This window comes from Ferrovibrio terrae (genome assembly GCF_007197755.1).
Taxonomy (GTDB): domain Bacteria; phylum Pseudomonadota; class Alphaproteobacteria; order Ferrovibrionales; family Ferrovibrionaceae; genus Ferrovibrio; species Ferrovibrio terrae.
In genome coordinates this window covers 2,938,408-2,963,972 of sequence record NZ_CP041636.1, presented here as the reverse complement: position 1 = coordinate 2,963,972, position 25,565 = coordinate 2,938,408, and the positions used below count along the sequence as shown (strand labels likewise).

The following is a 25,565-nucleotide window of genomic DNA, read 5'->3' as shown; positions in this document are numbered from 1 at the left end:
TGCGGGTTGTCTTTTAGAAAAATCACTCGCAAACTGGCTGCATGTCTGCTGAACCTCTGTTCATTCCCAGCGAGCACGCCCTGGTGCGGATCGACCGCATCCCGCTCACTCAAGTGCATGCCCGTGACGGCAAGTTCAGCCTGGCCGAAGCGGTCTGGGGCCGCGATAACGGCGAACCCGCAACCCTGCCCTTCGTTACCGCCATGCGCCGCCTGTTCGATCCCGATCCCGCCCATGTGATCGACACGACAGCCAAGCATGTGCTGGCCTGGCGCATCATCGATTTTGACAACCATCCCTTTGTGCTGGACGGCGAGGATGTGAGCAATCTCTGCCTTGGTGCCATCCGCCAGGCGCCGGCGCGTATCGCGGCGGAACAGACCTATGCCGCTGTGGTCGCCGAACGGATGCCGGCCTGTTTCCAGGTGGCGATGAGCATCCGTGTCTATCAGCGCGCCATGTTCCCCTTCTTCGATGAGGATGGCCATGTCTCGCGCGTGGTGACGCTGATACGGCCGCTCACGCCGGGTGTGGCGCTCGCGGCCGTTTCGCACTGATGGCTGCTTAGGCGGCCATCTCGACTTCAGGTTCGAGCAGTTCCATCAGCGGACCCTCTTCAATCTGCGCCAGCATGCCGGCACGATCGATTTGTGTCGTGTACATGCGGGCCGAGCGGCCGACCGCGCCGATGAAACCATCCATCGCCAGATCGGCCCGCGCATAGCCGTAGCCATCTGCCCGCAGCGGAATGCCGCTGCGATAGAGATTCTCGTAGACCAGCCCGCAGTGATGATCGACGTCGTAGCGCTTGATGCTGATCGCGCGGATCAGATGCGTCAGCAGATAGGCAAGCCGCTGGCGACGATAGGCTTCGCCGACGACCAGACCGCCATGATGGCCGATCTTTCCGGTCCAGTTGCAGTCGCGCGGCTGCAGGATTTTCGGCGTGCCAAGCGGCTGGAAGCGCGACGAGAACAGCCTTCCGCTGCGCAGCAGCTCGGTCCATCCCTCCTTGCCGGCATCAATCAGCCGGAAGGCAATCACCGCCGCTACCTCGCTCGTTTTGCGCATCTGGTGCGCCGGGTGATTCGGAATGGTCGACAGCCGCAGCCAGTATTGCGGCCCGCCCATCTCGAAGTCATGGTGTGCCGGGTCGAAGCTCGGATTGATCCCGACAATGCCGGGCATGCCTTCAAGGCAGCGGCGCCAGCGGTTAAGATCCGGATCCTGTTCGATAAAAAAGCCCCTGGCATCCAGCGAAGCCAGAATCAGGTTGATATACTTGTCGACAGACATTTTACGGCGCATCGGCAACCTCCTTTGTGCGTGTGCGCCATCAATGTAACCTTAGATAGTCATTTTTCTTTAAATGGGCCAACCCGCTGCCATCCCGTCAGTACACAGCCGCTTTCTGCTGGCGATATTGTATGTTGACGACCCCACCCGCCCTGCACCCGCCTGGAGCCCGCACTATGCTTGAGAGCCTGATTGCTCAGACCCTGCCGCAAGATCACGACCGCGCCACGCTGGTCGGCCGCGCCTGGGTCGCCGGCAGCCCGGCAGGCCCCGTCATTGTGGCCATGCACGGGGAAAATCTGGTCGATCTCAGCGCGTTGGCTGCCACGATGAGCGAACTGCTGGATCGGCCCGATGCGGCCGCGGCCGTTCAGGCAGCGCTGGGCAAGGCACCGGTGGTCGGCAGCCTGCAGGATGTGCTGGCCAATACGCTCAAGCTGCAGGCCCCGTATCTGCTGGCGCCCTGCGATCTGCAGGCGGTGAAAGCCGCTGGTGTCACCTTTGCCGACAGCCTGATCGAGCGCGTGATCGAGGAGCAGATCCGTGGCGATGCCAGCCGCGCCGAGGCCGTGCGTGCCGAGATCGCGGCAGCGCTGGGCGGCGAGATTTCCCGTATCAAACCCGGCTCGCCCGAAGCGATGCGCCTGCGCGAGACGCTGATGAAGCGCGGCGCCTGGTCGCAGTACCTGGAAGTCGGCATCGGCCCGGATGCCGAGGTTTTCACCAAATGCCAGCCGATGGCTTCGGTCGGCACCGGTATGGGCGTCGGCATCCATTCTGACTCGACTTGGAACAACCCCGAGCCCGAGGTGGTGCTGGCGCTCGACAGCCGCGGCCAGATCGTGGGGGCGGCGTTGGGCAACGACGTCAACCTGCGCGACGTGGAAGGCCGCAGCGCGCTGCTGCTCGGGCGCGCCAAAGACAACAACGCCTCCAGCGCTATCGGGCCGTTCATCCGGCTGTTCGACGCGCATTTCAGCCTCGACGACCTGCGCAAAACCGAGGTCAGCCTGACCATTGCCGGCACCGACAATTTCCGCCTCGAAGCCGCGTCGCATCTGTCAAAGATCAGCCGCGATCCGCTCGAACTCGCCGCGCAGACGTTTGGTTCGTCGCACCAGTATCCCGATGGTGCCATGCTTTATACCGGCACGATGTTCGCGCCGATCCAGGACCGCGACGCACCGGGCATGGGCTTTACCCACAAGCCCGGCGACGTGGTTACCATCCGCTCACCGAAACTGGGCGCTCTGATCAACCGGGTGGAGTTCTGCCATAAGCTGCCGCCCTGGCAGTTCGGCACGGCTGCGCTGATGCGCAACCTCGCCCAGCGTGGACTGCTGCGCTAGGCGGCCTGCTGAGCTAGACTGAGCCAATCGAGGGAGGCCCCAATGCTCGACCGGGTTTCGGCGGTGATCCGCCTGAATGAAAATGACAACGTGGTGGTGGCACGTGCCGAGCTGTTGCCCGGCGCCAGCATCGAGGGCGGCAATGTCACCGCCCGCTCGGCCATTCCAGCCGGCCACAAGGTGGCAACCGCGCCGATCGCACAGGGCGAGCCGGTGCGAAAATATAACCAGATCATCGGCTTCGCGTCGCAGTCCATCGAACCGGGCCAGCACGTGCACAGCCATAACCTGGCCATCGGCGACTTCGAGCGCGACTACGCCTTCGGTGCCGACATGCGGCCAACGCTGTTCATCCCTGAAGCCGAACGCGCGACGTTCCAGGGCTACATGCGCGAAAATGGCAAGGCCGGCACGCGCAACTATCTCGGTGTGATCACCAGCGTGAACTGCTCGGCCACGGTGGCACGCTATATCGCCGATGCTTTCAAGGGCGATGCGCTGAAGGATTATCCCAATGTGGATGGTGTGGTTGCCATCGTGCATGGCACCGGCTGCGGCATGGCTGATACCGGCGAAGGCTTCGGCAACCTCCAGCGCACGCTGTGGGGCTACGCCCAGCATGTGAATTTTGCCGGCGTGATGATGCTGGGGCTCGGCTGCGAAGTGGCGCAGATCGATTTCATGATGGAGGCGCAGGGCCTGAAGCACAACCCGCGCCTGCAGAGCATGACTATCCAGGATACCGGCGGCACCCGCAAAACAGTCGAGCGCGGGATCGCACAGCTGAAGGAAATGCTGCCAGCCGCCAATGCGATGCGGCGCACCACCGTGCCGGCCTCGCATCTGACGCTCTGCCTGCAATGCGGCGGCTCGGATGGGTATTCCGGCATCACCGCCAATCCGGCTTTGGGCGCGGCCGCCGATCTGCTGGTGCGCCATGGCGGCACGGCGATTCTGAGTGAGACGCCGGAAATCTATGGCGCCGAACATCTGCTGACGCGGCGGGCGGAAAACCGCGCCATCGGCGAGAAGCTGATCGAGCGCATCCGCTGGTGGGAAGGCTATTGCGAGCGCAACGGCGGCTCGATGGACAATAACCCCTCGCCCGGCAACAAGAAGGGTGGCCTGACCACCATTCTGGAAAAGTCACTGGGTGCGGCTGCCAAAGGAGGCACCACCAACCTGCGCGGCGTTTACAAATACGCCGAGCCGGTCGACACCAAGGGCTTCGTCTTCATGGACACGCCCGGCTACGACCCCTGCTCGGCCACCGGCCAGATCGCCGGCGGCGGCAACATCATCTGCTTCACCACCGGGCGCGGCTCGGTCTTCGGCGCCAAGCCGGTACCCTCGATCAAGCTGGCGACCAACTCGGCCATGTATCGTCGCATGGAAGAGGATATGGACATCAACTGCGGCGCCGTGCTGGATGAAGGCGTGAGCGTGCCCGAGATGGGCCAGCGCATCTTCGACAAGATCATTGATGTCGCCTCAGGCAATCCGTCGAAGAGTGAAGAGCTCGGCTTCGGCGATGCCGAATTCGTGCCCTGGCAAATCGGCGCGACAATGTAGCGCTGCTGGCCGCGGAACTCGCCCGCGTCCGCCGACGCCATCCACTGCTTCCGTTCAGCGCACTCCGCTGACTCGCTTCCTGTATTCACAGGTATCGACGCGTCGGCGACCGACTGGTGCAGATCCTGGACGAGGCGCTCAAGCGCAACCGGCTCGAGCCGTCATCGCTGGCGGAACGGCGCAAGCGCCAGCTGGTACCGTTATGAACTGGCCCGACTAGGCGCCTAGTTCGGCACAGCCTCAAATTCGGCAACGTCATCATTGCCGAATTTCTTCTCGAACCGGCTTTTGCCGGCCAGAACATGCGCCTCGCCCAGTTCGCGCGCCCGCGCGCCGTCGGATTGACGGATGGCGGCAACGATTTCCGCATGTTCGGCATTCGACTGCGCCATCTCCCGCGCATTCGCCAGCGAGACGCGACGGAACAGGGCCGCCTCCTTGGCGAGAGAGTCGCTGAAGGTCGCAAGCCGCGTGCCACCGGCCACATTCAGCAGGCAGTCATGGAAAGCGAGGTTGAGGTCGTAATAGCGCGCGGCATCGCCCGCCTTCACGCAGTCATCCATCTCTTGGACACGCCGTTCGAGTTCTTCCAGTTCCTCCAGCGAGCGCTGTTCGGCAGCGCGGCGGCAGGCATGGCCGGTCAGAACCGAGCGCAGGTCGTAGATTTCCAGCATCTCGCGGGCATCGACATCCCGCACATAGGCGCCCTTGTTGGCGATGAACTCGACCAGGCCGCGCGAGGCCAGATGACGCAAGCCCTCACGTACCGGCCCACGGCTGATGCCGAGGTCGCGTGCCAGCACCGCCTCATTGATGCGCTGCCCCGGCACCAGATGCCGGGTGACGATCATTTTCTCCAGCCGCTCGGCGGCAAGACTGGAAAGCGTGGTTTCACGCCGAAGCACCAGCGGGTCCATGCCGCTATTATCGGCTTGACTCCTCTCAAATGTCAACCGCACACTGTCAACACTTAGTAATTTTTGGACGAGTCCATGACCCTGCTAGCCCCCAAAACCCAAGCGGTCTCCGACATCACCGGGGCCGCCGTCACCTTCCTGACCCAGGCCCGCTTCGAGGCGCTGTCGCCCGAAGTACTGGAGATTTCACGCCGCTGCCTGCTCGATTCCGCCGGACTGATCCTGTCCGGGCTCGGTGTGCCGGCAATCGGCATCCTGGCCGGCTTTGCCCGCGAACAGGGCGGTGCGGGCCAGGCGCTGCTGCTCGGTGAAGGCGCTTTGCGCGTGCCGGTGCAGGTGGCCGCCCGCGTGCTGGGCACTGCCGGACATGTGCATGATTTCGACGACACGCAGGTCAGCCACGACCCCGCGCATGTCTATGGGCTCCTCACCCACCCCTCAATCCCGCCCTTCAGCGCAGCGCTGGCGGTGTCCGACATGCTGGGCGGCGTCAGCGGCCAGAAATTCGTCACGGCTTTCAATTATGGTTTTGAACTGGGCTGCAAGATTTCGGAATGGATGCAGCCCGACCATTATCTGCGCGGCCACCACACCTCTGGCACTGTCGGCACCTTCAGCGCCTGCGCGGCGGCCTGCCTGCTGCTCGATCTCGACGCGACAGCAACGGCACGCGCGCTCGGCATCGCCGGCAGCTTCGCCGCTGGCATCCGCTGCAATTTCGGCACCATGACCAAACCTCTGCATGTCGGACGTGCCGCCGAGAACGGCGTGCTGGCCGCGATGCTGGCGGTGCGCGGCTACACTGCAGACCCCACCGTGCTGGACGGATCCTGGGGCTTCCCGGCCGTGCTGGGCGGCGGCTTCTCGCCCGAGAAGGTCACAGAGGGCTTTGGCAAAACCTGGAGCATCGTCGATCCCGGCGTCAGCATTAAGCCCTATCCGAGCGGCATCCTGACCCACCAGTCGATGGACATGGTGAAGAACCTGGTGCTGCGCGAGAATATCGATCCCATGACGGTCGAGCGCATCGATTTCTTCGCCGGCGACAACATCCTGCGCCCGATCCGTTATCGTGTGGCGAAGAACGAACTGCAGGCGAAATTCTCGATGGCGGCGCTGATCTCCATGCTGGTGCTGCATCGCGATGCCGGCCTCAGCCAATTCGAGGATGACGTGATCGCCGCTCCGGCCTTCCAGGACATGCAGGAACGCGTGCATACCCACGCCGACCCGGCGATCAATGCGCTGGGCTTCGACCTGATCCGCTCGCGCGTCGAAATCACGCTGAAAGACGGCAAGGTGCTGAAAGCAGAGGCCGATACACGCTATCGCGGCGGCCCCTCCTGGCCACTGACCGATGCCGACCTGCGCGAAAAATACGACGGCTGCGTCAGCAAGATCGATCCCGTGCTGACCGACCGTATCGCCAAAGAAGTGCTTGGCCTCGCGGAAGCCGCCAGCACGATGGCGCTGCTCGATCTGCTGCGACAGGCAAAGGTACGCGCGTGAGCGCCGCGCCGACGATCGGCATCGCGGAGCAGGCTGCGGCACTGGCCGCGCGCCTTGGCCGCGCCACGCTGCCGAAAAACCCGATCGTCGTCTATGGCTCGTCCACTGTGCGACTCTGGCCCGATGTCCCGGCTAGCCTGGGCCGGCAGGATGTCATCCCGGTCGGCTTCGGCGGCGCAACGCTGCAGGATTGCATCGAGTTCTACGACCTGCTTGTGAGGCCTCTTGCGCCACGGCTACTGGTGGTCGCCGCAGGCACCAACGACATCGAGAAGCGGAATGCAGGTCCTGCAGAAATCCTGGCACTGGTCGAGACACTGATCGGAAAGGCTCGACGCAAGCAGCCAGCCCTGCCGGTTGTCGTACTTACGCTGAAGCCCGCTCCCTTTCATGGCGAGCGGATGCCGGCCATCCGCGCCGCGAATGCCCTGCTGGCAGAACATCTGCCGGCCTGCAGCGCCGTGACACTGATCGACATCTATGCCGCCTTCGTGAATACCACCGACCAAGCCGATCCACGCTTCTACGCCGAGGACCTGCGACACCTGAATGACGTGGGCTACGCGGCGTGGAACCGCGCCATCGCAGCAGGCCTGCCACCGCCATAAGAGCGAATCCGGCAACGGCACAAACGACAAACGGGAGGATGATATGACAAAATGGAAAACCCTGACCCCGCTGGCAGCAGTTCTGTGGCTTGGCGGCACCGTCGCGGTCTTTGCCCAGACCATGTCGGATACCACAAAGGCGCTGTATCAGGCTGCGAAGAAGGACGGCGAGTTGACCTGGTATGTCAGCCATTTTGGCCTCGACAATGCCACAGCGGTCGAACAGGCCTTCTACAAGAAATATCCCGGCATCAAGGTCAATGTCGTGCGCGCTACTGCGCAGGTGATCTACCAGCGCCTCAATCAGGATATCCTGGCCAACACGCAGGTCGCCGATGTCTATTCCTCGACCGACAACGCGCACTTCGTGCGCCTGAAGGCCGATGGCCGCCTGCTGTCCTACCGGCCCGAAAATGCCGACAAGGTGCTGCCGATTTTCCAGAACATGGATCCGGACAACCAGTATCACGCCACCTCGGGCGCCATCATCGTGATCGCCTACCGCTCCGACAAGATCAGTGCGGCCGATGCGCCGAAAAGCTGGACCGACCTGCTCGATCCGCGTTTCAAGGGCAAGCTCTCCTTCGGCCATCCCGCTTATTCCGGCTTCGTCGGGGCCTGGGCCATCGCGCTGGAGAAGAAATACGGCTGGAGCTATTTCGAGAAGCTGCGCGCCAACAATCCCCAGGTCGGCCGTTCGATCAACGATGTGATCACCATGCTGGACGCCGGCGAGCGTTCGGTCGGCCATGCAGGCGACGGTCCCTTCCGCAAGAAAGAAATCGAAGGCGCACCCTATCGCACGGTTTTCCCGGAAGACGGATCCGTCGTCATCCTGGCCGGCTCTGGCATCCTGAAGACGTCCAAGCGTCCGAATGCCGCCAAGCTGTTCATGGACTTCCTGCTCGATGTCGAGCCGCAGCAGATCCGCGTCGACATGGATATGGGCATGCCATTGCGACCCGAGGTGAAGAATGTGCGGGGCGGCAAGATGCCCAATGAGGTAAACACCATTCCGGTCACCGACGACGACCTGAAGGGCCTGCCCGCGCTGAACGAGCGCTGGCGCTCCACCTTCGGCGGCTGAGCATGACGCAAACGAACAGCCTGGCCGGGCTGCGACGCTGGCGCCGGCTGCTGGACCCCAGCACACTGGTGCTGCTGGTACTGGCCTCGGCGCTGATCCTGCTGGTCGGCCTGCCGTTGTTCAAGCTGCTGAGCCTGTCCGTGCTGGGGCCGAACGGCCTCACGCATGATCCCCTGATGACCGCCTTCGGCCGCCTGCGCCATCTCGAGGCGCTGGGACGGTCGCTGTATATCGGCGTGGCGGTGGCGATCATCAGCACAATGGTGGGCGTGCCGATGGCCTGGCTGGTCTCGCGCAGCAACATGCCGGGACGCAACTTCGTCACGCTCACCGTTGTCGCCACTTTCGTCATGCCGCCCTATCTCGGCGCCGTGGCCTGGATGCTGCTGGGCGGGCCGAATGCCGGCTGGATCAACCGGGCCTGGGAATTTCTCGGCGCCGAAACCAAGCTTCTGAACATCTATTCGATGGAAGGCATCATCTTCCTGATCGCGCTCTACTCCATTCCGTTCAACTTCATTTTCGCGCGCTCTGCACTCGACGTCGTCTCCAGTGAACTGGAAGACGCTGCCTCGATCCTCGGCGCCAGCCGTTTCGTTACCACGATCAAAATCACCCTGCCGATGATCTGGCCGGCCATCCTGGGTGGCGCGATTATCGCCCTGCTGGAATCGATCACACTGTTCGGCACGCCCGCCTTGCTCGGCATCCCGGCCGGGATCACCGTCGCCACCACGCAACTCTGGCAGTTCTTCGAGTTTCCGCCACGGCTCGATGCTGCGGCCGCCTATTCCATGGCACTGATCGCTGTCACCGTGCTGCTGCTGTGGATGCAGCGCTGGTTCCTGCGCCGCAAATCCTTCACCGCCATGACCGGCAAGGGCGGCGAGCGGCGGCCTGTCGATCTCGGCCGCTGGCGCTGGCCCGCCTTCGCGGCCTGTATGACGGTGGCTGCCATGGCGGTGTTTCTGCCGCTGATCGTGCTGCTGCAGGCCGCCTTCGCCAAAGCGTGGAGCCGTGGTTTCTCGTTCAGTAATCTTACCTTGGCGAATTTCGACTACCTTCTGTTCAAGAACAGTTCGGCCATCGGCTCGATCTGGAACACCTTCTGGTTCTCCGCCGTGGCCGCCACTGCTGCCGTGGCGATTGCGCTGATCGTGGCTTATGCGCAGGCGCGTCGGCTGCTGCCCGGCACCGGTCTGCTGCAGTTCCTCTGCATGGTACCGATCGCCATTCCCGGCATCGTGCTGGCGGTCGCCTTCTACGCCACTTTTGCGCCGCCGCCATTTGCGCTCTATGGCACCGCGGCCATGCTGATCCTGGCTTTCATGATCCGCAGCCTGCCGGTCGCGTTTATCAATGCGGCTGCCACGGTGAAATCCCTCAACCCGGAGATGGAGGATGCCGTGCGCATCCTTGGCGGGTCGCGTGCCACGGTCATGCGCAAAGTCGTGGTGCCGCTCACCAAGGGCGGCCTGATCGGCTCCTGGCTGCTGGTCTTTATCGCCGCCACGCGCGAACTCAGCACGGCGATCTTTCTCACCGGGCCAAAAACCAAAGTGATGTCCATCGTGATGCTCGATCTGAGTGAAGAAGGCAATTTCGAAGTCCTGTCGGCACTTGGCGTGCTGCTGCTGGCAACGGCCTGGATCGTTGTCTGGGTTGGCCAGCGTGTCGCTGGCCGCGACTTCATGCTGCGGAGACCGTGATGCCCTATCTCAGCCTTGCCAACCTCGAATGCCGCTTCGGTGAATTCACTGCGGTCGAGAACCTGTCGCTGGATTTTGCCGAGGGCGAGTTCATTGCCCTGCTCGGTCCGTCCGGTTGCGGCAAGACCACCACCTTGCGGGCGATTGCCGGCTTCGTCACGCCCTCGTCGGGCAGCATCCGGCTGGGCGGCCGTACGCTGTTCGGCCCGCATGAAAACCTGCCGCCAGAGCAACGGCAGATGTCGATGATCTTCCAGAGCTATGCGATCTGGCCGCATATGACGGTGTTCGAGAACGTCGCCTTCGGGCTCCGTTTGCGTAAGCTCGGCCGCGACGAGATCGAACGCCGCACCCGCCGCATCCTGGAAGTCGTGCATCTGGATCAGCTGGCCGAACGCCTGCCGGCCGAGTTGTCCGGCGGCCAGCAGCAGCGCGTCGCCCTGGCGCGCGCCATCGTGGTCGAGCCAAAAGTTCTGCTTCTGGATGAGCCGCTGTCGAATCTCGATGCCAACCTGCGCGAGGAGATGCGCTTTGAGATCCGCCGCCTGCATGATGAATTCGGCATCACCAGCGTCTATGTCACGCATGACCAGACCGAGGCGATGGTGACGGCCGACCGCATCGTGGTGATGAATCGTGGTCGCATCGAACAGGTCGATAGCCCGAAGCAGGTCTACGACAATCCGCAGACGCGCTTCGTCGCCGGCTTCATCGGCCGCACCAACCTGATCGACGGCAGCTTCACCAATGGCAGTTTCAGCGCCGGCAGCATAAGCCTGCCCTTCCCCGCGCCGGTCGAGCAGGCCACGGCTTTGTCCGTGCGGCCGCATCGCATCGGCATGGGCCGGTCGCACTCCGCAGCGAAACAGGCTTTCGAGATCGATGGCACGCTGCGCAGCCGCGTCTTCCTGGGCGAGACCTGGGAATATGAGGTCGCCGTACCCGGCCTGGCCGCGCCACTGCGCGTCTCCCGCCCGCCCGAGGACCTGTTCGAGACTGGCGAGGCGGTGCGCCTGGCGCTGTCGTCCGCTGCCATGGTGAGCGTGCGTTGAGGGAGAGTGCCATGAAACTGGATCTGGGCGTGACAGGCCTGCGCGTGCTGATCACTGGCGCCAGCACCGGCATCGGCGCCGCCACCGCTCGCGTTTTTGCCAGCTGTGGCGCCAGGGTCGCGATCCATTCCGGCAGCAGCGCCGAGGCGGCCTCCGCACTGGCCGCCGAGATCGGCGCTACTGATGTGGTCTCCGGCGACCTGAGACAGCGCGGCTCGGCCGCCGACATCGTCGCAGCCGCGGCTGAAAAACTTGGCGGGCTCGATACGCTGGTCAGCAATGCCGGCGCTATTGTCGGACGCACGCCGCTGCATGACTTTGACGACGCGATCTACGACGAGGTCATGGCACTGAATGTACGGGCAGTGGCCGAGCTTGCGCGTGCCGCGCATCCATACCTGGCGAAGTCCGCCATGGCTTCGATCATCAACACCGGATCTATTGCAGGCCGGAATGGTGGCGCACCGGGCTCCGGGGTGTACGCCGCGACCAAGGCTGCGGTGCACAGCCTGACGCGCTCGATGGCCAAGGAATTTGCACCGGCCGGCATTCGCGTCAATGCCATCGCGCCCGGCGTGATCGAAACGCCATTCCACGCGACGACATCCGCCGAGTTCCTGGACTCTGTCTGTCGCACGATCCCGATGGGCCGGCTCGGGCGCGCGGAAGACTGCTGCTGGCCGATCGTCTTCCTCGCCTCGCCGATGCTGTCGGGTTACGTCACCGGACAGATCATCGACGTCAATGGCGGGCAGTTCATGCCGTGATCGGGGAAAAATGGTGGGCGATGACGGGATTGAACCGCCGACATCCTCGGTGTAAACGAGGCGCTCTACCGCTGAGCTAATCGCCCGCTCTGCTCCCGGAACCGGGCAGCGAAGGCGGCCTTCATACCAGATGCCGCCATCGCCCGGCAAGGCGGCCCAGCGACCTTAGTCCTTGGTTTCAACCGGGAAGCTCGCCCCGATCAGCCAGACCGTTTCGCCATCGCGCGCCAGCACCGGCAACGACATGGTTTCCAGCGTGCCACTGAAATCGCCGGGCTGGAAACGGCCGAACAGGAAAACCGGCTGGCGCGACTGCGCCACGCGGTTCGACAGCCGGATGCACAGCTCGGCCTCTTCGGGCATGAAATGCTTCGAAAAGGGAATGTTGGTGGCATCGCCGCCGAACAGCCAGGTTATCGCCGTACCCAGTAGCCGGTAGCGCCAGTCGCGGCCGCCCTCCAGCGGCTCGATCACGAAGCAGTTGCTGACGATGCCGAGTTCGGTCAGCCGCTCGAAGCTGAGATCGTCGCGCTGGGGCACACCATTGCCCGCCGGCCTTAACTCCTGCCACAGCCGGTACAGCGCCACCGCGCCCGGATGGCGCGGGCCATCGATCTCGACCAGCAGGTCACCCTCGGCCGGGTCAAGCATGGCGCGCTCACCGATCGTTCCGGTCTTCTCAGTCATCACCCGCCCTGCTGCTAACGCTGTCATCATGGCAGGCGGCGCCCACATGCGCCACAAACAGCAAACGGCCGGCAGAGACTGCCGGCCGCTGAAATTTGCTGCAGGAAAATACCTGCGTCAGCCGACCGCTTCCTTCAGCGTCTTGCCGGCGCGGAATTTCGGCTGTTTGGTCGGCGGCAGGTCGATCCGCTCACCCGTACGGGGATTGCGGCCCGGGCTGGCGGCCCGGGTACCGACGAAGAAGCTGCCGAAGCCGACGATCCTGACCTCCTCACCGCGGCGCAACGCCTCGGTGATGAGTTCGAAGACCGACTCTACGGCCCGCTCTGCCTGTTCCTTGCTGAGACCCGAGGTGTCGCGCACCTGGGCCATCAGGTCCTGCTTGTTCACGCTGGAGCCCTCCGCACTGCTCTAATCACGGTCAGTGTTTGACCACACCCTCGCGGTCGCCTTCCTTTTCAGGCTCGACCACGGCGGGTTTACTCAGATCGTCAACGTCGCTCCACTCAATTGGTTTCAATTCCGCGACCAGAGCATGCTTCAGCACCTCCTCGCAGGTAGAAACCGGGATGATTTCGAGCCCCTTCTTCACGTTATCCGGGATCTCGACCAGGTCCTTCTCGTTCTCCTTCGGGATCAGCACCGTCTTGATACCACCCCGGTGGGCGGCCAGCAGCTTCTCCTTCAGGCCGCCGATCGGCAGCACGCGGCCACGCAGGGTGACCTCGCCGGTCATCGCCACGTCCTTGCGGACCGGAATGCCCGTCAGTACCGAGACGATCGAGGTGACCATCGCGATGCCGGCCGAGGGGCCGTCCTTCGGGGTGGCGCCCTCGGGCACGTGGACGTGGATGTCGCGCTTGTCGAAGATCGGCGGCTTCACCCCAAAGGCAACCGCGCGGGCACGGACGAACGAGCGGGCGGCCTGCACCGATTCCTGCATCACCTCACCCAGCTTGCCGGTGATGGTCATGCGGCCCTTGCCGGGCAGCATGACGGACTCGATGGTCAGCAACTCGCCGCCCACCTCGGTCCAGGCCAGGCCGGTGACGGTGCCGACCAGATCTTCCAGTTCGGCCTCGCCGTAGCGATGGCGGCGCACGCCGGCATACTTGTCGAGGTTCTTCGGCGTGACCTTGATCGACTTCACGCCCTTCGACAGGATTTCCTTCACCGCCTTGCGGGTCAGGTTGGCCAGTTCGCGCTCCAGCGAACGCACGCCGGCTTCGCGGGTGTAGTAGCGAACCAGGTCGCGCAAAGCTTCGTCGGTGATCGACCACTCGCCCTTCTTCAGGCCGGCAGCTTCGATCTGCTTTTCGATCAGGTGACGCTTGCAGATTTCGATCTTCTCATCCTCGGTGTAGCCGGGGATACGGATGATCTCCATGCGGTCCAGCAGCGGCTGCGGCATGCGCAGGCTGTTGGCGGTGCAGATGAACATCACGTCCGAGAGATCGTAATCGACCTCGAGATAGTGATCGCTGAAGGTGCTGTTCTGCTCGGGGTCGAGCACTTCGAGCAGCGCCGAAGACGGATCGCCGCGGAAGTCCTGACCCATCTTGTCGATTTCGTCGAACAGGAAGAGCGGATTGTTGGTCTTCGCCTTCTTCATCGACTGCACGACCTTGCCGGGCATGGAGCCGATGTAAGTGCGGCGGTGACCGCGGATTTCGGCTTCGTCGCGCACGCCGCCAAGCGACACGCGCACGAAGTTGCGACCGGTCGACTTGGCGATCGACTTGCCGAGCGAGGTCTTGCCCACGCCGGGCGGACCGACGAGGCAGAGGATCGGCCCCTTCAGCTTGCCCGAGCGCTGCTGCACGGCGAGATACTCAAGGATACGCTCCTTGACCTTCTCCAGACCATAATGGTCGTCGTTCAGCACCTTTTCGGAATTCTTGATGTCCTTCTTGATCTTGCTGCGCTTGCCCCACGGGATCGACAGCATCCAGTCGAGGTAGTTGCGGATGACGGTCGCTTCGGCCGACATCGGGCTCATCGAGCGCAGCTTCTTCACCTCGGCCATCGCCTTTTCACGGGCTTCCTTGCTGAGGCGGGTCTTCTTGATGCGCAGCTCGATCTCGGCCACTTCGTCGCGGCCGTCCTCGCCCTCACCCAGCTCCTTCTGAATCGCCTTGAGCTGTTCGTTGAGGTAATACTCGCGCTGGGTCTTCTCCATCTGGCGCTTCACGCGCGAGCGGATTTTCTTCTCGACCTGCAGCACGCCGATCTCGCCTTCCATCATGGCATAAACGCGCTCGAGGCGTTCCACCACGCTGGCAATCTCCAGCAGTTCCTGCTTGTCGCTGATCTTGATGGTCAGATGCGACGCGACCGTATCGGCCAGCTTGGACGCATCGTCGATCTGGTTGAGCGAAACCAGCACCTCGGGCGGAATCTTGCGATTCAGCTTCACATACTGTTCGAACTGGTTGATCACCGAACGCGACAGCGCCTCGGTCTCGCGGCCTTCACCGGAGTCATCCGAAATGACTTCAGCCTGAACCTGGAAGAACTCGGCGTTTTCGTTGAACTTGACGATCTTGGCGCGCTGGCTGCCCTCGACCAGCACCTTCACGGTGCCGTCCGGCAGACGCAGCAGCTGCAGCACCGAGGCGATGGTGCCTACGGCATGGATATCTTCCGGATTCGGGTTGTCCTGACCGGCATTTTTCTGGGCGACCAGCAGAATCTGCTTATCGTCCTTCATGACATCTTCGAGCGCCCGCACCGATTTCTCGCGACCGACAAACAGCGGCACGATCATGTGCGGGAATACGACGATGTCCCGCAGCGGCAGGACCGGGAAAACTTGGGCGCGGGGCGATGTGAACATGCGAGGTTTCTTCCTGGAGGGCGGCCGGCCCAAGGGGCCATGAAGGCATCCTTTTTGCGCCGCCTGACTGCGATTAAGATGGGAATTCCAACAACGTCCGTCAAGGGATGGGCGGTTTTTCCACACCCTGAAGGAACATCACGATGACAGGGACCGAGTCGTCCACAGGCTACGCTCAGGGTCCGGCGCGGCATGGCATACTGGAGGTGGCGGTGCTTGACCTTCGCGGCAGGCATGCACCGGCATTCGAGGCCGCGCTCAGCGAAGCGATGCCGTTGATCCGACGCCAGCCGGGCTGCCATAGCGCCGAGGTCCGGCCCTGCCTGGAAAATCCGCAGCGGTATCTGCTGGTGGTTAACTGGGCCGACGTGGCCGCCCATGAGGAAGGTTTTCGCCGCTCCGACGATTACCGCCGCTGGCGCGCCCTACTGCACGGATTTTACGAGCCTTTTCCGCTGGTAGAACACTACGGGCCGCCCCTTTGAAAGGGCGGCCCGCGAAAGTCGCACTGCCATGAGGCCTGTGGTGTGATCAGGCGCTGACGTCTTCCTGCTTGCGATCGGCGTAGATCAGCAGCGGCTTGGCGCGTCCTTCGACCACGTCGGTCGAGATCACCACTTCCTCGACACCGTTCATGTTCGGCAGATCGAACATCGGATCGAGCAGGATGGCTTCCAGGATCGAGCGCAGGCCACGCGCACCGGTCTTGCGTGCGATCGCCTTGCGGGCGACGCCAGCCACCGCCTCGTCGGCGAAGGTCAGCTTGACGTCTTCCATCTCGAACAGGCGCTGATACTGCTTGATCAGCGCATTCTTCGGCTTGGTCAGAATGTCGACCAGGGCCGGTTCGTCCAGATCGTTCAGCGTCGCGATCACCGGCAGGCGGCCGATGAACTCCGGGATCAGGCCGAATTTCAGCAGGTCGTCCGGTTCGACTTCCGACAGGATTTCGCCCGCACGACGCTCATCGGGACCACGCACTTCGGCGCCGAAGCCCATCGAGCTGCCCTTGCCACGACCGGCAATGATCTTCTCGAGGCCGGCAAAGGCGCCGCCGCAGATAAACAGGATATTGGTGGTGTCGACCTGCAGGAATTCCTGCTGCGGATGCTTGCGGCCGCCCTGTGGCGGAACGCTGGCAACCGTGCCTTCCATGATCTTCAGCAAGGCCTGCTGCACGCCCTCGCCCGACACGTCGCGGGTGATGGACGGGTTGTCGGACTTGCGGCTGATCTTGTCGACTTCGTCGATATAAACGATGCCGCGCTGCGCGCGCTCGACATTGTAATCTGCCGACTGCAACAGCTTGAGGATGATGTTCTCGACATCCTCGCCCACGTAACCGGCTTCGGTCAGTGTGGTGGCGTCAGCCATCGTGAAGGGCACTTCGAGGATGCGGGCCAGCGTCTGCGCCAGAAGAGTCTTGCCGCAGCCGGTCGGGCCGATCAGCAGGATGTTCGACTTGGCGAGTTCGACTTCGTTGTTCTTGCCGCCCTGGCCGATGCGCTTGTAGTGATTGTGTACCGCGACCGACAGCACCTTCTTGGCGTGGTACTGCCCAATCACATAGTCGTCCAGTACGCGGCAGATCTCCTGCGGGGTCGGCACACCGTCCCGGGTCTTCACCAGGGCCGACTTGTGCTCCTCGCGGATGATATCCATGCAGAGCTCGACGCACTCGTCGCAGATGAACACCGTCGGACCGGCGATCAGCTTACGCACCTCGTGCTGGCTCTTACCGCAGAACGAGCAGTACAGCGTATTCTTGGAGTCACTGCCGCTCAATTTGGTCATGCCTACTCCGCTGAGCGGGCCGGCGCCGGGCGACGCGGGGCCCTAATCCATCGAATCATCATAATAAGGAACCATGACGGCCTGCACAACGGAGATACCCCCCGCCGATTTCACCTAAGGCCCCGGAATCAGGTCACATAACCATGATTTAACGCTTAAGGGTGGTCTGACAAGTGCGCCGGCCGGCCCACCCCGGCGACTGGGAGAGGCCGGCGCCGGCCCCGCGTTTGGAGCCGGCATTCCGGCTTTATTTACCGAACTTACTTCTTGGCCACCGGTTCCGGGCGGCGGTCGACCACCTCGTCGACCAGGCCGAATTCCTTGGCCTCGGTGGGAGTCAGGAAGCGGTCGCGCTCCATGGCCAGTTCGATCCGGTCGACATCCTGGCCGGTATGCTTGGCATAAAGGGCGTTCAGCCGGGCGCGCATATCGAGGATTTCCTTGGCATGGATCTCGATATCGGCGGCTTGGCCCTGGAAGCCGCCGGACGGCTGATGGACCATGATTCGCGCATTCGGCAGCACGTAACGCATGCCCTTCTCGCCGGCGGCGAGCAGCAGCGACCCCATCGAGGCGGCCTGGCCGATGCACAGCGTGGAAATCTTGGGACGGATGTACTGCATGGTGTCGTAGATCGCCATGCCGGCCGTCACCAGCCCGCCGGGGCTGTTGATATAGAATGAGATTTCCTTGTTCGGGTTTTCGGCTTCGAGAAACAGCAACTGGGCGGTCACCAGGCTGGCCATGGTGTCGTTCACCGGGCCGACCATGAAGATGATCCGCTCCTTCAGCAGCCTCGAATAGATGTCATACGAGCGCTCGCCCCGGTTGGTCTGCTCGACCACCATCGGAACCAGCATGTTCATGTATGTATCGACCATCTTTTCCATGGGGCGCCCTGAAATACGAGGAATGTTGTTGTCCTAATGTGGCGCAGACCTGTGGTTCCTTCAATGGGCGGGGGACTGGAACCTGTCCGGACAGTGGCGGGTTTACCGTCAGATATGAGCACGGAGCATGCCCCATGACGGAGCTCGCCTTCTGGGAATGTCTGTACACCGCAGGCCACGACGCCGCCGCCCTCCAGCGACAGGATAGTGGCTGGCTGCTGCACGGTACGGCGGTTTTCCGTCACGATGACGGGCCCGCCTGCGTGAACTACGCCGTGGAGATCGATGCCGGCTGGCAGAGCCGGCGCGGCAGCGTGCGGGGCTGGCTGGCCGGGCAGCGGTTCGATCATGTGATCGAGCGGCGCGACGATGGCTGGTACCTCGACGGACACACCCACGGCCTCGCCCATCTGGTCGATCTCGACTTCGGCTTCACGCCGGCCACCAATATGCAGCAACTGCGCCGCGTGGCGCTCCAGCCGGGCCAGGCCGCCGATATCCCGGTGGTATGGTTCGACCTCAAGCAGACCAGCCTGATCGAACTGCCGCAGCATTATGCCTGCCTGGATGGCGAGGCCTACCGCTATGCCTCGCCGCAGGGCCCCTATGAAGCCGTGCTGGAGATCGCGCCGAACGGCTTCGCCAGCCTGTATCCTGAACTGTGGCGCATGGCGGCCTGAGCTTAAAAATGAAAAAACGCCGGGGCGTGAACCCCGGCGTCGATTCAGTCGAGAAAAAAGCGCACGATTACGAAACTGCTTCGACTTCCTTCTGCAGCTCTTCCTTGGTCACGGTCTTGTCGGTGACGGTGGCCATCTCGACGATGAAGTCGATCACCTTGTCCTCGAAGATCGGCGCGCGCAGGCTCTGCGCGGCTTCCGGGTTCTTCTGGAAGTATTCCATCACCTGACGCTCCTGACCGGGGAAGCGGCGCGCCTGCTCGATCATGGCGCGGGTGATTTCTTCCGACTTCACTTCGATGTTGTTGATGCGACCGATTTCCGACAGCAGCAGGCCGAGGCGGATGCGACGTTCGGCGATCTTCTGGTATTCCGCCTTGAGCTCGTCCTCAGACTTCTTCTCTTCGGCCATCTCGGCTTCGAGACGCGACTTGTCGCTCGAAATCTCGTTCCAGATCTGGCCGAACTCCATTTCGACCATGCCTGGCGGCACGTCGAAGCTGTGCTGGTCGGCCAACTGGTCGAGCAGGCCGCGCTTCATCTTCATGCGGGCGAGGCTCTTGTACTCCGAGCCGAGGTCGCGCTTGACGTTGTCTTTCAGCTCCTGCAGCGACTGCAGGCCGAAACGCTTGGCGAATTCGTCATCGATGGTGACGGCGGCAGCGGCGCGCACTTCCTTGAGGGTGCAGTCGAAGTCAGCAGGCTTGCCGGCCAGATCGCTGTTGCCGTAGGCCTCCGGGAAGGTGACCTTGACGATTTTCTGTTCACCGACCTTCATGCCGACCAGCTGGTCCTCGAAACCGGGGATGAAGCTGTTCGAGCCCAGCACCAGCGGATAATCGGTGGCGGTGCCGCCATCGAACTTCACGCCATCGACGCTGCCCGAGAAGTCGATCACGACCTGGTCGCCCTTTTCGGCAACCTTGTCGGCCTTCTCGTAGGTCTTCTGCTGGTCCGACAGACGGGTCATGAACTCTTCGACCTCGGTGTCATTCGGCTCAACGACCAGACGCTCCAGCTTGATCTGCTTGAAGTCGCCCGGAACGATTTCCGGCAGCACTTCGACCGCGATGGTGCATTCGAAATCCTTGCCCTCCTCGAAGGTCTGGATATCGACCTTGGGCTGCATCGCGGGACGCAGCTTGTTATCTTCCAGCGTCTTCTGCAGGGCCGAGTTCACCGACTCTTCCATCGCCTCGCCGAGCAGCGCGCGACCATACTGCTTCTTGATCAGGGCCGCCGGCGCCTTACCCGGGCGGAAGCCCGGCATGTTCACCTGACCGCGGACCGCTTCAAGCTTCTCGTTGACGGTGCTTTCCAGCGCGGCGGCGTTGATGACGACCTTGTATTCGCGCTTCAGGCCCGAGGCGCTGATTTCCGTGATCTGCATGACCGAATTACCTGTCTCTTCTAAGAATCTGCTATCGCAATTCGCCGCCGGGAGGACTGGTGCGGGCGGAGGGACTTGAACCCACACGCCTTGCGGCACAGGAACCTAAATCCTGCGTGTCTACCAGTTCCACCACGCCCGCTTGCCCGCACCGGGGCCGGCGCGAAGGCGCAGTCTATAGCACGGAGATTTGGGCCGCGCGAGGCTTTTGGCCGGTTTTCCAGCCCGCCTCCCAGCGATACTTAAGTGCCCGTCTTAGCGGGCCTTTTCGCCTTACTCTGGTCGCAATGCAGCATCTCGGCGCGCTCGGCCAGCCACTCTGCGCTGTAGCTGCAATCCTTGAAGTCGTCATAGAAAGGCCCGCCGATCGTGTAATGCACGATGGCGACGTCGGTCTGGTGAGGGTCGTAGTCGGCCAGGTGGTTCCAGCGATGCGGTATTTCGCCGATCAGCTCGTCGTTTCCGAGCCATTTGAACTGGTGCAACTCCAGCCCGGTGGCGGAATTGACGTAATCCGGGGTCAGCGCAGTGCATCTGGCGCAGTTGAACAGCATGACGCTGGACCAGTTCTTCTTCTCGTACCTTGTCTGCGCCTTGCCGAGGAATTTCACGTCTTCCTTGGGCACATGGTTGTGCTTGACCACCTGCACGGCATAGCGCTCGTCGCGCAGCTCCCACAGCTTCGCGATGTCGTCCAGAACGAGCATGTCGTCGTCCATGAAGATCGCCCAGCCATCGAAACCGGCCAGATACGGCGTCAGGAAGCGCGAGAAGGAAAAGTCGGTCGACTGCAGCTCGTGATGCGGGCGGGTGTAGATGTCGGCCAGCTGGTTCAGCGCCAGATGCGTGATCGCCACCGGCCGCGAGGCGCGGCGGTTGATGCTGAGGGCGGCGACGCTGGAGGCCACCGGGGCCGAGCGGCTGTAGCCGATGAAAACGCGAATCATCGAAAAACTCCTGGCCCGGACACGATAGGGGCAGACTCTGCTTACACTCCAATGGTTAACGCGGCCCTGATCCAGCGCAAGCCAAGTCAGGTCTATTTAGAGCTGGTTCAAGGTTCAGTTGGTGCTGAGGGGTCTAACCGCGTCCATCCCGCCTTCCGCCTGTCCAGCGCGTAAAGTTACTCATGCGATATCAGAACATATGCTGAACATAATGAAATTCAAGGCCTGTACCCGCTTTGCAACACAGGCATGCAGTTGCGTGTTCAGCGGAGCGCCGAACCGCTGACATAGAGCCAGCGCAGCACCGGCCCGGCAAACAGGCCATAGCCAAGACGGTTTCGCGGTATTATAATACCAGAGCCGTGGTGGCGGAGTGGCCGCGATGTTCGTACCCAAATTGATCACCTGCCTGCGCGAGGGCTACAGCATCGGCAGCCTGCGCCGCGATGCGCTCGCCGGACTTACCGTCGCCATCGTTGCGCTGCCATTGGCCATGGCGATCGCAATTGCCTCGGGTACCACGCCGGACAAAGGCCTCTTCACGGCCATCGTCGCCGGCTTCGTCATCTCTGCACTCAGCGGCAGCCGGCACCAGATCGGCGGGCCGACCGCCGCCTTCGTCATCGTCGTCTATGGCGTGATCCAGCAGCATGGCTATGATGGGCTGGTGATCGCCACGCTGATGGCCGGCGCGATGCTGGTGCTGCTGGGCGCCTTCAAACTCGGCACGCTGATCCGGCATATCCCGCATCCCGTGGTGATCGGCTTCACGGCGGGTATCGCGCTCACCATCTTCTCGACCCAGGTGAAGGATTTCTTCGGCCTGCAGATGCAGCATGTGCCGGCCGACTTCATCGACCGCTGGTCGGAGTATGCGCATGCCTGGCCCAGCCTCGACCTGCTGACGACCTCCATTGCGCTCATCACACTGGGCATCATCCTGCTGCTGCGCCGCTGGAAACCGACCTGGCCGGCGATGCTGATCGCCATCGTGATCGCCACCGCGCTGGTGCAGGTCTTCACCCTGCCGGTCGAAACCATCCGCAGCCGCTTCGGCGAGATTCCGCATATGCTGCCGATGCCCGAACTGCCGCGCGGGATCACCATCGCGCGCCTGTATGAACTGCTGCCCAGCGCGATCGCCATTGCTTTGCTGGCCGGAATCGAAAGCCTGCTCAGCTGCGTGATCGCCGACCGCATGACCGGGCGGCAGCATCGCTCGAATATCGAACTGATCGGTCAGGGCATCGCCAATATCGCCTCGGCCTTGTTCGGCGGCCTGCCCGCCACCGGCGCGCTGGCGCGTACCGCCACCAACATCCGCGCCGGCGCGCTGACGCCGATGTCGGGCATCCTGCATGCCGCCTTCCTGCTGCTGTTCATGTGGCTGCTCGCGCCGCTGGCCGGCATGGTGCCGCTGGCCGCGCTGGCCGGCATGCTGGTGGTGGTCGCCTGGGGCATGAGCGAGGCCGACAAGCTGAAAGACTTCCGCCATGCGTCGCGCGGCGATCAGGCGGTGCTGGCGCTGACGTTTGGATTGACGGTGCTGGCCGACATCACCACGGCGCTGATCGCCGGCATGGCGCTGGCGCTGTTGCTGAAAGCGCGGGCTAGCCGCGCAAGGCGGCGAGAGGCGCTCTGACCAGCAGCGGTAGATCGTCGGCGATCAGCCCTGCCCCGCCTGCTCTGGCCGCTTCACCATGCAACCACACGGCGGCACAGGTCCCCTCGAAGGCCGGCATGCCCTGAGCAAGAAGACCGACCACAAATCCCGCCAGCACATCGCCTGCCCCTGCAGTTGCCAGATCTGGAGGAGCATTCGTGTTGATCGCGGCGCGGCCATCTGCGTCCGCGATCACCGTATCGGCGCCCTTCAACAGGATCACCGCGTTACTCATCTTCGCCGCGGCACGCGTGCGCGCGAGCTTGGGCAGCAGGCCGAGATCGGGAAACAGCCGGGCGAATTCACCGTCATGCGGCGTCAGTACCACCGGGCCTTTGATCGCCGCGAACAATGCCTTGGGATTGTCGGTAAAGGCGGTGAGCGCATCGGCATCCAGCACGGTCGGTCGCTTGGTCGCCAGCGCCTCCAGCACCATCTGGCGTGTCGCTGCGCCCATCCCGTTGCCCGGGCCGAGCAGCAGTGCATTGCGGCGCGCGTCTTTCAGCGCCGTGCGCCAATCCGGCGCGCCATCGCAACGCTGCCGCATCAGCGCATCGGGTCCGCCGGGCAGGGTCATCGCGTCATTCGGCAGCGCCAGTGTCGCGAGGCCGGCACCGATGCGCAAAGCGGCATGACCGGCGAGCATGGCAGCACCGGGCCGGTCGCCGCCGCGCAGCAGCGCATGGCCGCGCTGGTATTTATGGCCATCAATACGCAGGCGCGGCAGCTCGGCTTTCCACAGGGCGGGATCGTTGCGCCATTGCTGCGGATTGATCTCGGCCAGCACCGCATCGGCAATACCGATATTGGCGACATGCAGCTCGCCGCAATGCAGACGACCGGGCAGCAGCAGATGGCCCGGCTTGGGCCTAAAGAAAGTCACCGTGCGCGTGGCGCGGATGGCGGCCGCGCCGCGCGGCTGGCCGTCGTCGCCATGCAGCCCGCTGGGCAGATCGACTGCGACCACAGCGGCACCGGACTCGTTCACCGCATCGACCAGCGCCAGCGCCGCGCCTTCCAGTGCCCGGCTGAGCCCTGCACCAAACAGCGCATCGACAATCACATCGGCCTGCATCACCAGCAGCGGCGTGGCCGGCAGTATCGCGCCATCCCAGCGTTGCGCCATCGCGGCGGCATCTCCCTTCACGGCGTCACGCGCGCCATACAAGGCCAGCGTGACCTCACGGCCGGCCGCCTTCAGAAGCCGTGCCGCCACGAAACCGTCGCCGCCATTGTTGCCTGGACCGCAGAGCACCAGCACAGCGCCTTTGGCATGATGCCGCTGCACCATGCGCGCGACCGCCGCGCCCGCCGCTTCCATCAGGTCGAGACCGGGCACGCCGCACCTGATCGCCGCGCGATCAGCGGCGGCCATCTCGCCAACGGTCAGGAGTGCGGCGTTGCGTGTCACAGGTTTGGTCTCGCCTTGTGCCATTCGGTGGCGGCCTCGTAAGCCGCGCCGGCGCGCAGCACCAGCGCATCGCCATGCATCGGGCCGACCAGTTGTAAGCTGATCGGCAGGCCGGATTTCGAGAAACCGCAGGGAATCGAAAGCCCCGGTTGCTGCGTCAGGTTGAAGGGATAGGTGAACGGCGTCCATTCGGTCCAATACGCATCGCCCATCGATTCAGGCGCGACACGGCCGGCGGTGAAGGGCAGCACGGCGAGGCTGGGTGTCAGCAGCAGGTCATATGTTTCGTGGAACTGCCGCATCTGTACGCCGAGCTTGCCGCGCGCATTCACCGCTTCCATATACTGCCGGGTGGTGATCGCCGCGCCGCGCTCAAATGTGCGCTGCAGGCCCGGGTCGATCAGCGCGAATTTTTCTTTCGGCAGCGCCATCAGCGCATTGAAGGCGCCCATGAACCAGTGGGCGTGAAAGACCTCAAGCGGGTCGGAAAAACCCGGATCGACCTGCTCAACCGTCGCACCCAATGCGGCGAACTGCTTCGCCGCGACATCGACGGCGGCGAGAATCTCCGGATCGACTTTGGCGAAGCCGAGTGTCGGGCTGTAGGCGATCTTCAGTCCCTTCACGCCATCGTTCAGGTTGGCCGTGTAATCGACATCCTGATACGGCAGCGAAAACCAGTCGCGCGCGTCCGGCTTTGCCATCTCGCGCAGCATCAGCGCCGCATCGCGCACGGTCCTGGTCATGGGCCCAAGATGCGCCACCGTGCCGAATGGGCTCAAGGGTGCTGCCGGCACGCGGCCGAAGCTGGGTTTCAGGCCGGCGATACCGGTGAAGCCGGCCGGAATGCGGATCGAGCCGCCGCCATCGGTGCCGACCGCGAGTTGGCCCAGTCCCGCCGCCACCTGCGCCGAGGCACCGCCCGACGAGCCGCCCGGCGTGAGATCGGTGTTCCACGGATTGCGCGTGATGCCGGTGAGTGGTGAGTCGGTGACGCCCTTCCAGCCAAATTCCGGCGAGGTGGTCTTGCCGAGAATGACACAGCCGGCCTCGCGCAGCCGCGCCGTCACCGGCGCATCTTCATTCCAGTCCTGGTTGGGATCGACAGTCTTCGATCCGCGCAAGGTCGGCCAGCCTTTGGTCAGGATGATGTCCTTGATCGAGGCCGGCACGCCATCGATCGGCCCGAACGGCTTGCCGGCTTTCCAGCGCGCCTCGGAGGCTTTCGCGTCGCGCAGGGCGGAAGCTTCATCGACCAGGTTATAGGCGTTGACCTTCGGGTTGATCGTCGCGATGCGCTGGAGCAAGGCCTGCGTGACATCGACCGGCGACAGCTTGCCGGCGCGATAGGCGGCCACCAGATCAGCCGCCGGCATGTAGCAAAGGTCTTCGCTCATCCTG

23 protein-coding genes and 2 tRNA genes are annotated in these 25,565 nt (G+C 63.3%); 12 read left to right on the top strand and 13 right to left on the bottom strand.

The genetic code is table 11. The features are described 5' to 3' along the window. The first annotated feature begins 41 nt into the window (after positions 1-41). On the top strand, positions 42-557 hold the full coding sequence (locus FNB15_RS14375; RefSeq protein WP_144069366.1) for a hypothetical protein: 516 nt from the start codon (positions 42-44) through the stop codon (positions 555-557). Between the two features lie 7 nt (positions 558-564). Here FNB15_RS14375 and FNB15_RS14370 read toward each other — a convergent pair whose 3' ends face one another. After that, the gene (locus tag FNB15_RS14370; RefSeq protein WP_144069365.1) at positions 565-1,308 is read right to left on the bottom strand and encodes a hypothetical protein; all 744 of its coding nucleotides are present in this window, start codon (positions 1,306-1,308) and stop codon (positions 565-567) included. A gap of 164 nt (positions 1,309-1,472) precedes the next feature. Here FNB15_RS14370 and FNB15_RS14365 point away from each other — a divergent pair, with 164 nt between their 5' ends. After that, complete coding sequence (locus FNB15_RS14365) at positions 1,473-2,645, top strand: fumarylacetoacetate hydrolase family protein (protein ID WP_144069364.1); 1,173 nt, start codon at positions 1,473-1,475, stop codon at positions 2,643-2,645. A gap of 42 nt (positions 2,646-2,687) precedes the next feature. Next, on the top strand, positions 2,688-4,217 hold the full coding sequence (locus FNB15_RS14360; protein ID WP_144069363.1) for a UxaA family hydrolase: 1,530 nt from the start codon (positions 2,688-2,690) through the stop codon (positions 4,215-4,217). A gap of 224 nt (positions 4,218-4,441) precedes the next feature. Here FNB15_RS14360 and FNB15_RS14355 read toward each other — a convergent pair whose 3' ends face one another. Then, positions 4,442-5,134: a GntR family transcriptional regulator gene (locus FNB15_RS14355; RefSeq protein ID WP_144069362.1), complete on the bottom strand. Its 693-nt coding sequence runs from the start codon at positions 5,132-5,134 to the stop codon at positions 4,442-4,444. Positions 5,135-5,209: 75 nt separating this feature from the next. Between FNB15_RS14355 and FNB15_RS14350 the strand changes: the two genes are divergently transcribed. The 6 genes from FNB15_RS14350 to FNB15_RS14325 are packed head-to-tail and all read left to right on the top strand — an operon-like array spanning position 5,210 to position 11,866. Continuing rightward, on the top strand, positions 5,210-6,643 hold the full coding sequence (locus FNB15_RS14350) for an MmgE/PrpD family protein (protein WP_144069361.1): 1,434 nt from the start codon (positions 5,210-5,212) through the stop codon (positions 6,641-6,643). Further along, entirely contained in the window at positions 6,640-7,251 is a 612-nt protein-coding gene (locus tag FNB15_RS14345) for a GDSL-type esterase/lipase family protein (RefSeq protein WP_185973561.1), read from the top strand. Before FNB15_RS14350 ends, FNB15_RS14345 begins: the two co-directional genes overlap by 4 nt. A 43-nt stretch (positions 7,252-7,294) precedes the next feature. Continuing rightward, positions 7,295-8,338: an ABC transporter substrate-binding protein gene (locus tag FNB15_RS14340; protein ID WP_185973560.1), complete on the top strand. Its 1,044-nt coding sequence runs from the start codon at positions 7,295-7,297 to the stop codon at positions 8,336-8,338. Between the two features lie 2 nt (positions 8,339-8,340). Continuing rightward, positions 8,341-10,047 carry an ABC transporter permease gene (locus tag FNB15_RS14335; RefSeq protein ID WP_144069358.1) on the top strand — a complete coding sequence of 569 codons (1,707 nt, stop codon included), beginning with the start codon at positions 8,341-8,343 and terminating at the stop codon, positions 10,045-10,047. Further along, positions 10,047-11,099, top strand: a complete 1,053-nt coding sequence (locus FNB15_RS14330) for an ABC transporter ATP-binding protein (RefSeq protein WP_144069357.1) — start codon at positions 10,047-10,049, stop codon at positions 11,097-11,099. The genes FNB15_RS14335 and FNB15_RS14330 overlap by 1 nt, the downstream gene beginning before the upstream one ends. Before the next feature lie 11 nt (positions 11,100-11,110). Next, positions 11,111-11,866: an SDR family NAD(P)-dependent oxidoreductase gene (locus tag FNB15_RS14325; protein ID WP_144069356.1), complete on the top strand. Its 756-nt coding sequence runs from the start codon at positions 11,111-11,113 to the stop codon at positions 11,864-11,866. Positions 11,867-11,877: 11 nt separating this feature from the next. On the opposite strand, the gene FNB15_RS14320 is transcribed toward FNB15_RS14325, so the two are convergent. From FNB15_RS14320 to lon, 4 genes are all read right to left on the bottom strand, one after another. Continuing rightward, a tRNA-Val gene (locus FNB15_RS14320) sits at positions 11,878-11,952 on the bottom strand. Positions 11,953-12,031: 79 nt separating this feature from the next. Further along, positions 12,032-12,553 (bottom strand): PAS domain-containing protein, encoded by a 522-nt coding sequence (locus FNB15_RS14315; RefSeq protein WP_185973559.1) that lies wholly within the window; start codon positions 12,551-12,553, stop codon positions 12,032-12,034. A 117-nt stretch (positions 12,554-12,670) separates the two neighbouring features. Then, the gene (locus FNB15_RS14310) at positions 12,671-12,943 is read right to left on the bottom strand and encodes an HU family DNA-binding protein (protein WP_144069354.1); all 273 of its coding nucleotides are present in this window, start codon (positions 12,941-12,943) and stop codon (positions 12,671-12,673) included. A 31-nt stretch (positions 12,944-12,974) separates the two neighbouring features. After that, on the bottom strand, positions 12,975-15,389 hold the full coding sequence (gene lon / locus FNB15_RS14305; protein ID WP_144069353.1) for an endopeptidase La: 2,415 nt from the start codon (positions 15,387-15,389) through the stop codon (positions 12,975-12,977). A gap of 143 nt (positions 15,390-15,532) precedes the next feature. Between lon and FNB15_RS14300 the strand changes: the two genes are divergently transcribed. Beyond that, positions 15,533-15,874, top strand: a complete 342-nt coding sequence (locus tag FNB15_RS14300; protein ID WP_144069352.1) for an antibiotic biosynthesis monooxygenase family protein — start codon at positions 15,533-15,535, stop codon at positions 15,872-15,874. A gap of 46 nt (positions 15,875-15,920) precedes the next feature. On the opposite strand, the gene clpX is transcribed toward FNB15_RS14300, so the two are convergent. Continuing rightward, positions 15,921-17,183 (bottom strand): ATP-dependent Clp protease ATP-binding subunit ClpX, encoded by a 1,263-nt coding sequence (clpX, locus tag FNB15_RS14295; protein WP_144069351.1) that lies wholly within the window; start codon positions 17,181-17,183, stop codon positions 15,921-15,923. A 260-nt stretch (positions 17,184-17,443) separates the two neighbouring features. Further along, positions 17,444-18,064, bottom strand: a complete 621-nt coding sequence (gene clpP / locus FNB15_RS14290) for an ATP-dependent Clp endopeptidase proteolytic subunit ClpP (protein WP_342777582.1) — start codon at positions 18,062-18,064, stop codon at positions 17,444-17,446. A gap of 143 nt (positions 18,065-18,207) precedes the next feature. On the opposite strand from clpP, the gene FNB15_RS14285 reads away from it, so the two are divergent. After that, positions 18,208-18,753: a putative glycolipid-binding domain-containing protein gene (locus FNB15_RS14285; RefSeq protein WP_185973558.1), complete on the top strand. Its 546-nt coding sequence runs from the start codon at positions 18,208-18,210 to the stop codon at positions 18,751-18,753. Between the two features lie 67 nt (positions 18,754-18,820). Here the strand turns inward: FNB15_RS14285 and tig are convergent, their stop codons facing one another. The 3 genes from tig to FNB15_RS14270 form a co-directional block, all read right to left on the bottom strand. Then, the gene (gene tig, locus FNB15_RS14280; RefSeq protein WP_144069348.1) at positions 18,821-20,143 is read right to left on the bottom strand and encodes a trigger factor; all 1,323 of its coding nucleotides are present in this window, start codon (positions 20,141-20,143) and stop codon (positions 18,821-18,823) included. A gap of 57 nt (positions 20,144-20,200) precedes the next feature. Continuing rightward, positions 20,201-20,285 (bottom strand) — tRNA-Leu (locus tag FNB15_RS14275). 100 nt (positions 20,286-20,385) lie between these two features. Beyond that, positions 20,386-21,090, bottom strand: coding sequence for a glycosyltransferase (locus FNB15_RS14270; protein ID WP_144069347.1), 705 nt, complete (start codon positions 21,088-21,090; stop codon positions 20,386-20,388). A gap of 382 nt (positions 21,091-21,472) precedes the next feature. Here FNB15_RS14270 and FNB15_RS14265 point away from each other — a divergent pair, with 382 nt between their 5' ends. Further along, complete coding sequence (locus FNB15_RS14265; RefSeq protein WP_144069346.1) at positions 21,473-22,732, top strand: SulP family inorganic anion transporter; 1,260 nt, start codon at positions 21,473-21,475, stop codon at positions 22,730-22,732. Here the strand turns inward: FNB15_RS14265 and FNB15_RS14260 are convergent. Both FNB15_RS14260 and FNB15_RS14255 read right to left on the bottom strand, forming a co-directional pair. Continuing rightward, entirely contained in the window at positions 22,701-24,164 is a 1,464-nt protein-coding gene (locus FNB15_RS14260) for an NAD(P)H-hydrate dehydratase (RefSeq protein ID WP_246068694.1), read from the bottom strand. The two genes, FNB15_RS14265 and FNB15_RS14260, sit on opposite strands and share 32 nt — an antisense overlap. Then, a complete protein-coding gene (locus tag FNB15_RS14255) occupies positions 24,161-25,561 on the bottom strand; it encodes an amidase (protein ID WP_144069344.1) in 1,401 nt (466 codons plus the stop codon). The genes FNB15_RS14260 and FNB15_RS14255 overlap by 4 nt, the downstream gene beginning before the upstream one ends. Positions 25,562-25,565: the final 4 nt, after the last annotated feature.

Excerpts from the sequence above, each read along its gene's own strand:
- lon (WP_144069353.1), bottom strand. The coding sequence starts at position 15,389 with ATGTTCACATCGCCCCGCGCCCAAGTTTTCCCGGTCCTGCCGCTGCGG.
- FNB15_RS14370 (WP_144069365.1), bottom strand. The coding sequence starts at position 1,308 with ATGCGCCGTAAAATGTCTGTCGACAAGTATATCAACCTGATTCTGGCT.
- FNB15_RS14285 (WP_185973558.1), top strand. The coding sequence starts at position 18,208 with ATGACGGAGCTCGCCTTCTGGGAATGTCTGTACACCGCAGGCCACGAC.
- FNB15_RS14335 (WP_144069358.1), top strand. The coding sequence starts at position 8,341 with ATGACGCAAACGAACAGCCTGGCCGGGCTGCGACGCTGGCGCCGGCTG.
- FNB15_RS14330 (WP_144069357.1), top strand. The coding sequence starts at position 10,047 with ATGCCCTATCTCAGCCTTGCCAACCTCGAATGCCGCTTCGGTGAATTC.
- clpP (WP_342777582.1), bottom strand. The coding sequence starts at position 18,064 with ATGGTCGATACATACATGAACATGCTGGTTCCGATGGTGGTCGAGCAG.
- FNB15_RS14265 (WP_144069346.1), top strand. The coding sequence starts at position 21,473 with ATGTTCGTACCCAAATTGATCACCTGCCTGCGCGAGGGCTACAGCATC.
- tig (WP_144069348.1), bottom strand. The coding sequence starts at position 20,143 with ATGCAGATCACGGAAATCAGCGCCTCGGGCCTGAAGCGCGAATACAAG.
- FNB15_RS14365 (WP_144069364.1), top strand. The coding sequence starts at position 1,473 with ATGCTTGAGAGCCTGATTGCTCAGACCCTGCCGCAAGATCACGACCGC.
- FNB15_RS14355 (WP_144069362.1), bottom strand. The coding sequence starts at position 5,134 with ATGGACCCGCTGGTGCTTCGGCGTGAAACCACGCTTTCCAGTCTTGCC.
- FNB15_RS14375 (WP_144069366.1), top strand. The coding sequence starts at position 42 with ATGTCTGCTGAACCTCTGTTCATTCCCAGCGAGCACGCCCTGGTGCGG.
- FNB15_RS14315 (WP_185973559.1), bottom strand. The coding sequence starts at position 12,553 with ATGACTGAGAAGACCGGAACGATCGGTGAGCGCGCCATGCTTGACCCG.
- FNB15_RS14300 (WP_144069352.1), top strand. The coding sequence starts at position 15,533 with ATGACAGGGACCGAGTCGTCCACAGGCTACGCTCAGGGTCCGGCGCGG.
- FNB15_RS14340 (WP_185973560.1), top strand. The coding sequence starts at position 7,295 with ATGACAAAATGGAAAACCCTGACCCCGCTGGCAGCAGTTCTGTGGCTT.
- clpX (WP_144069351.1), bottom strand. The coding sequence starts at position 17,183 with ATGACCAAATTGAGCGGCAGTGACTCCAAGAATACGCTGTACTGCTCG.
- FNB15_RS14360 (WP_144069363.1), top strand. The coding sequence starts at position 2,688 with ATGCTCGACCGGGTTTCGGCGGTGATCCGCCTGAATGAAAATGACAAC.
- FNB15_RS14325 (WP_144069356.1), top strand. The coding sequence starts at position 11,111 with ATGAAACTGGATCTGGGCGTGACAGGCCTGCGCGTGCTGATCACTGGC.
- FNB15_RS14350 (WP_144069361.1), top strand. The coding sequence starts at position 5,210 with ATGACCCTGCTAGCCCCCAAAACCCAAGCGGTCTCCGACATCACCGGG.
- FNB15_RS14255 (WP_144069344.1), bottom strand. The coding sequence starts at position 25,561 with ATGAGCGAAGACCTTTGCTACATGCCGGCGGCTGATCTGGTGGCCGCC.
- FNB15_RS14270 (WP_144069347.1), bottom strand. The coding sequence starts at position 21,090 with ATGATTCGCGTTTTCATCGGCTACAGCCGCTCGGCCCCGGTGGCCTCC.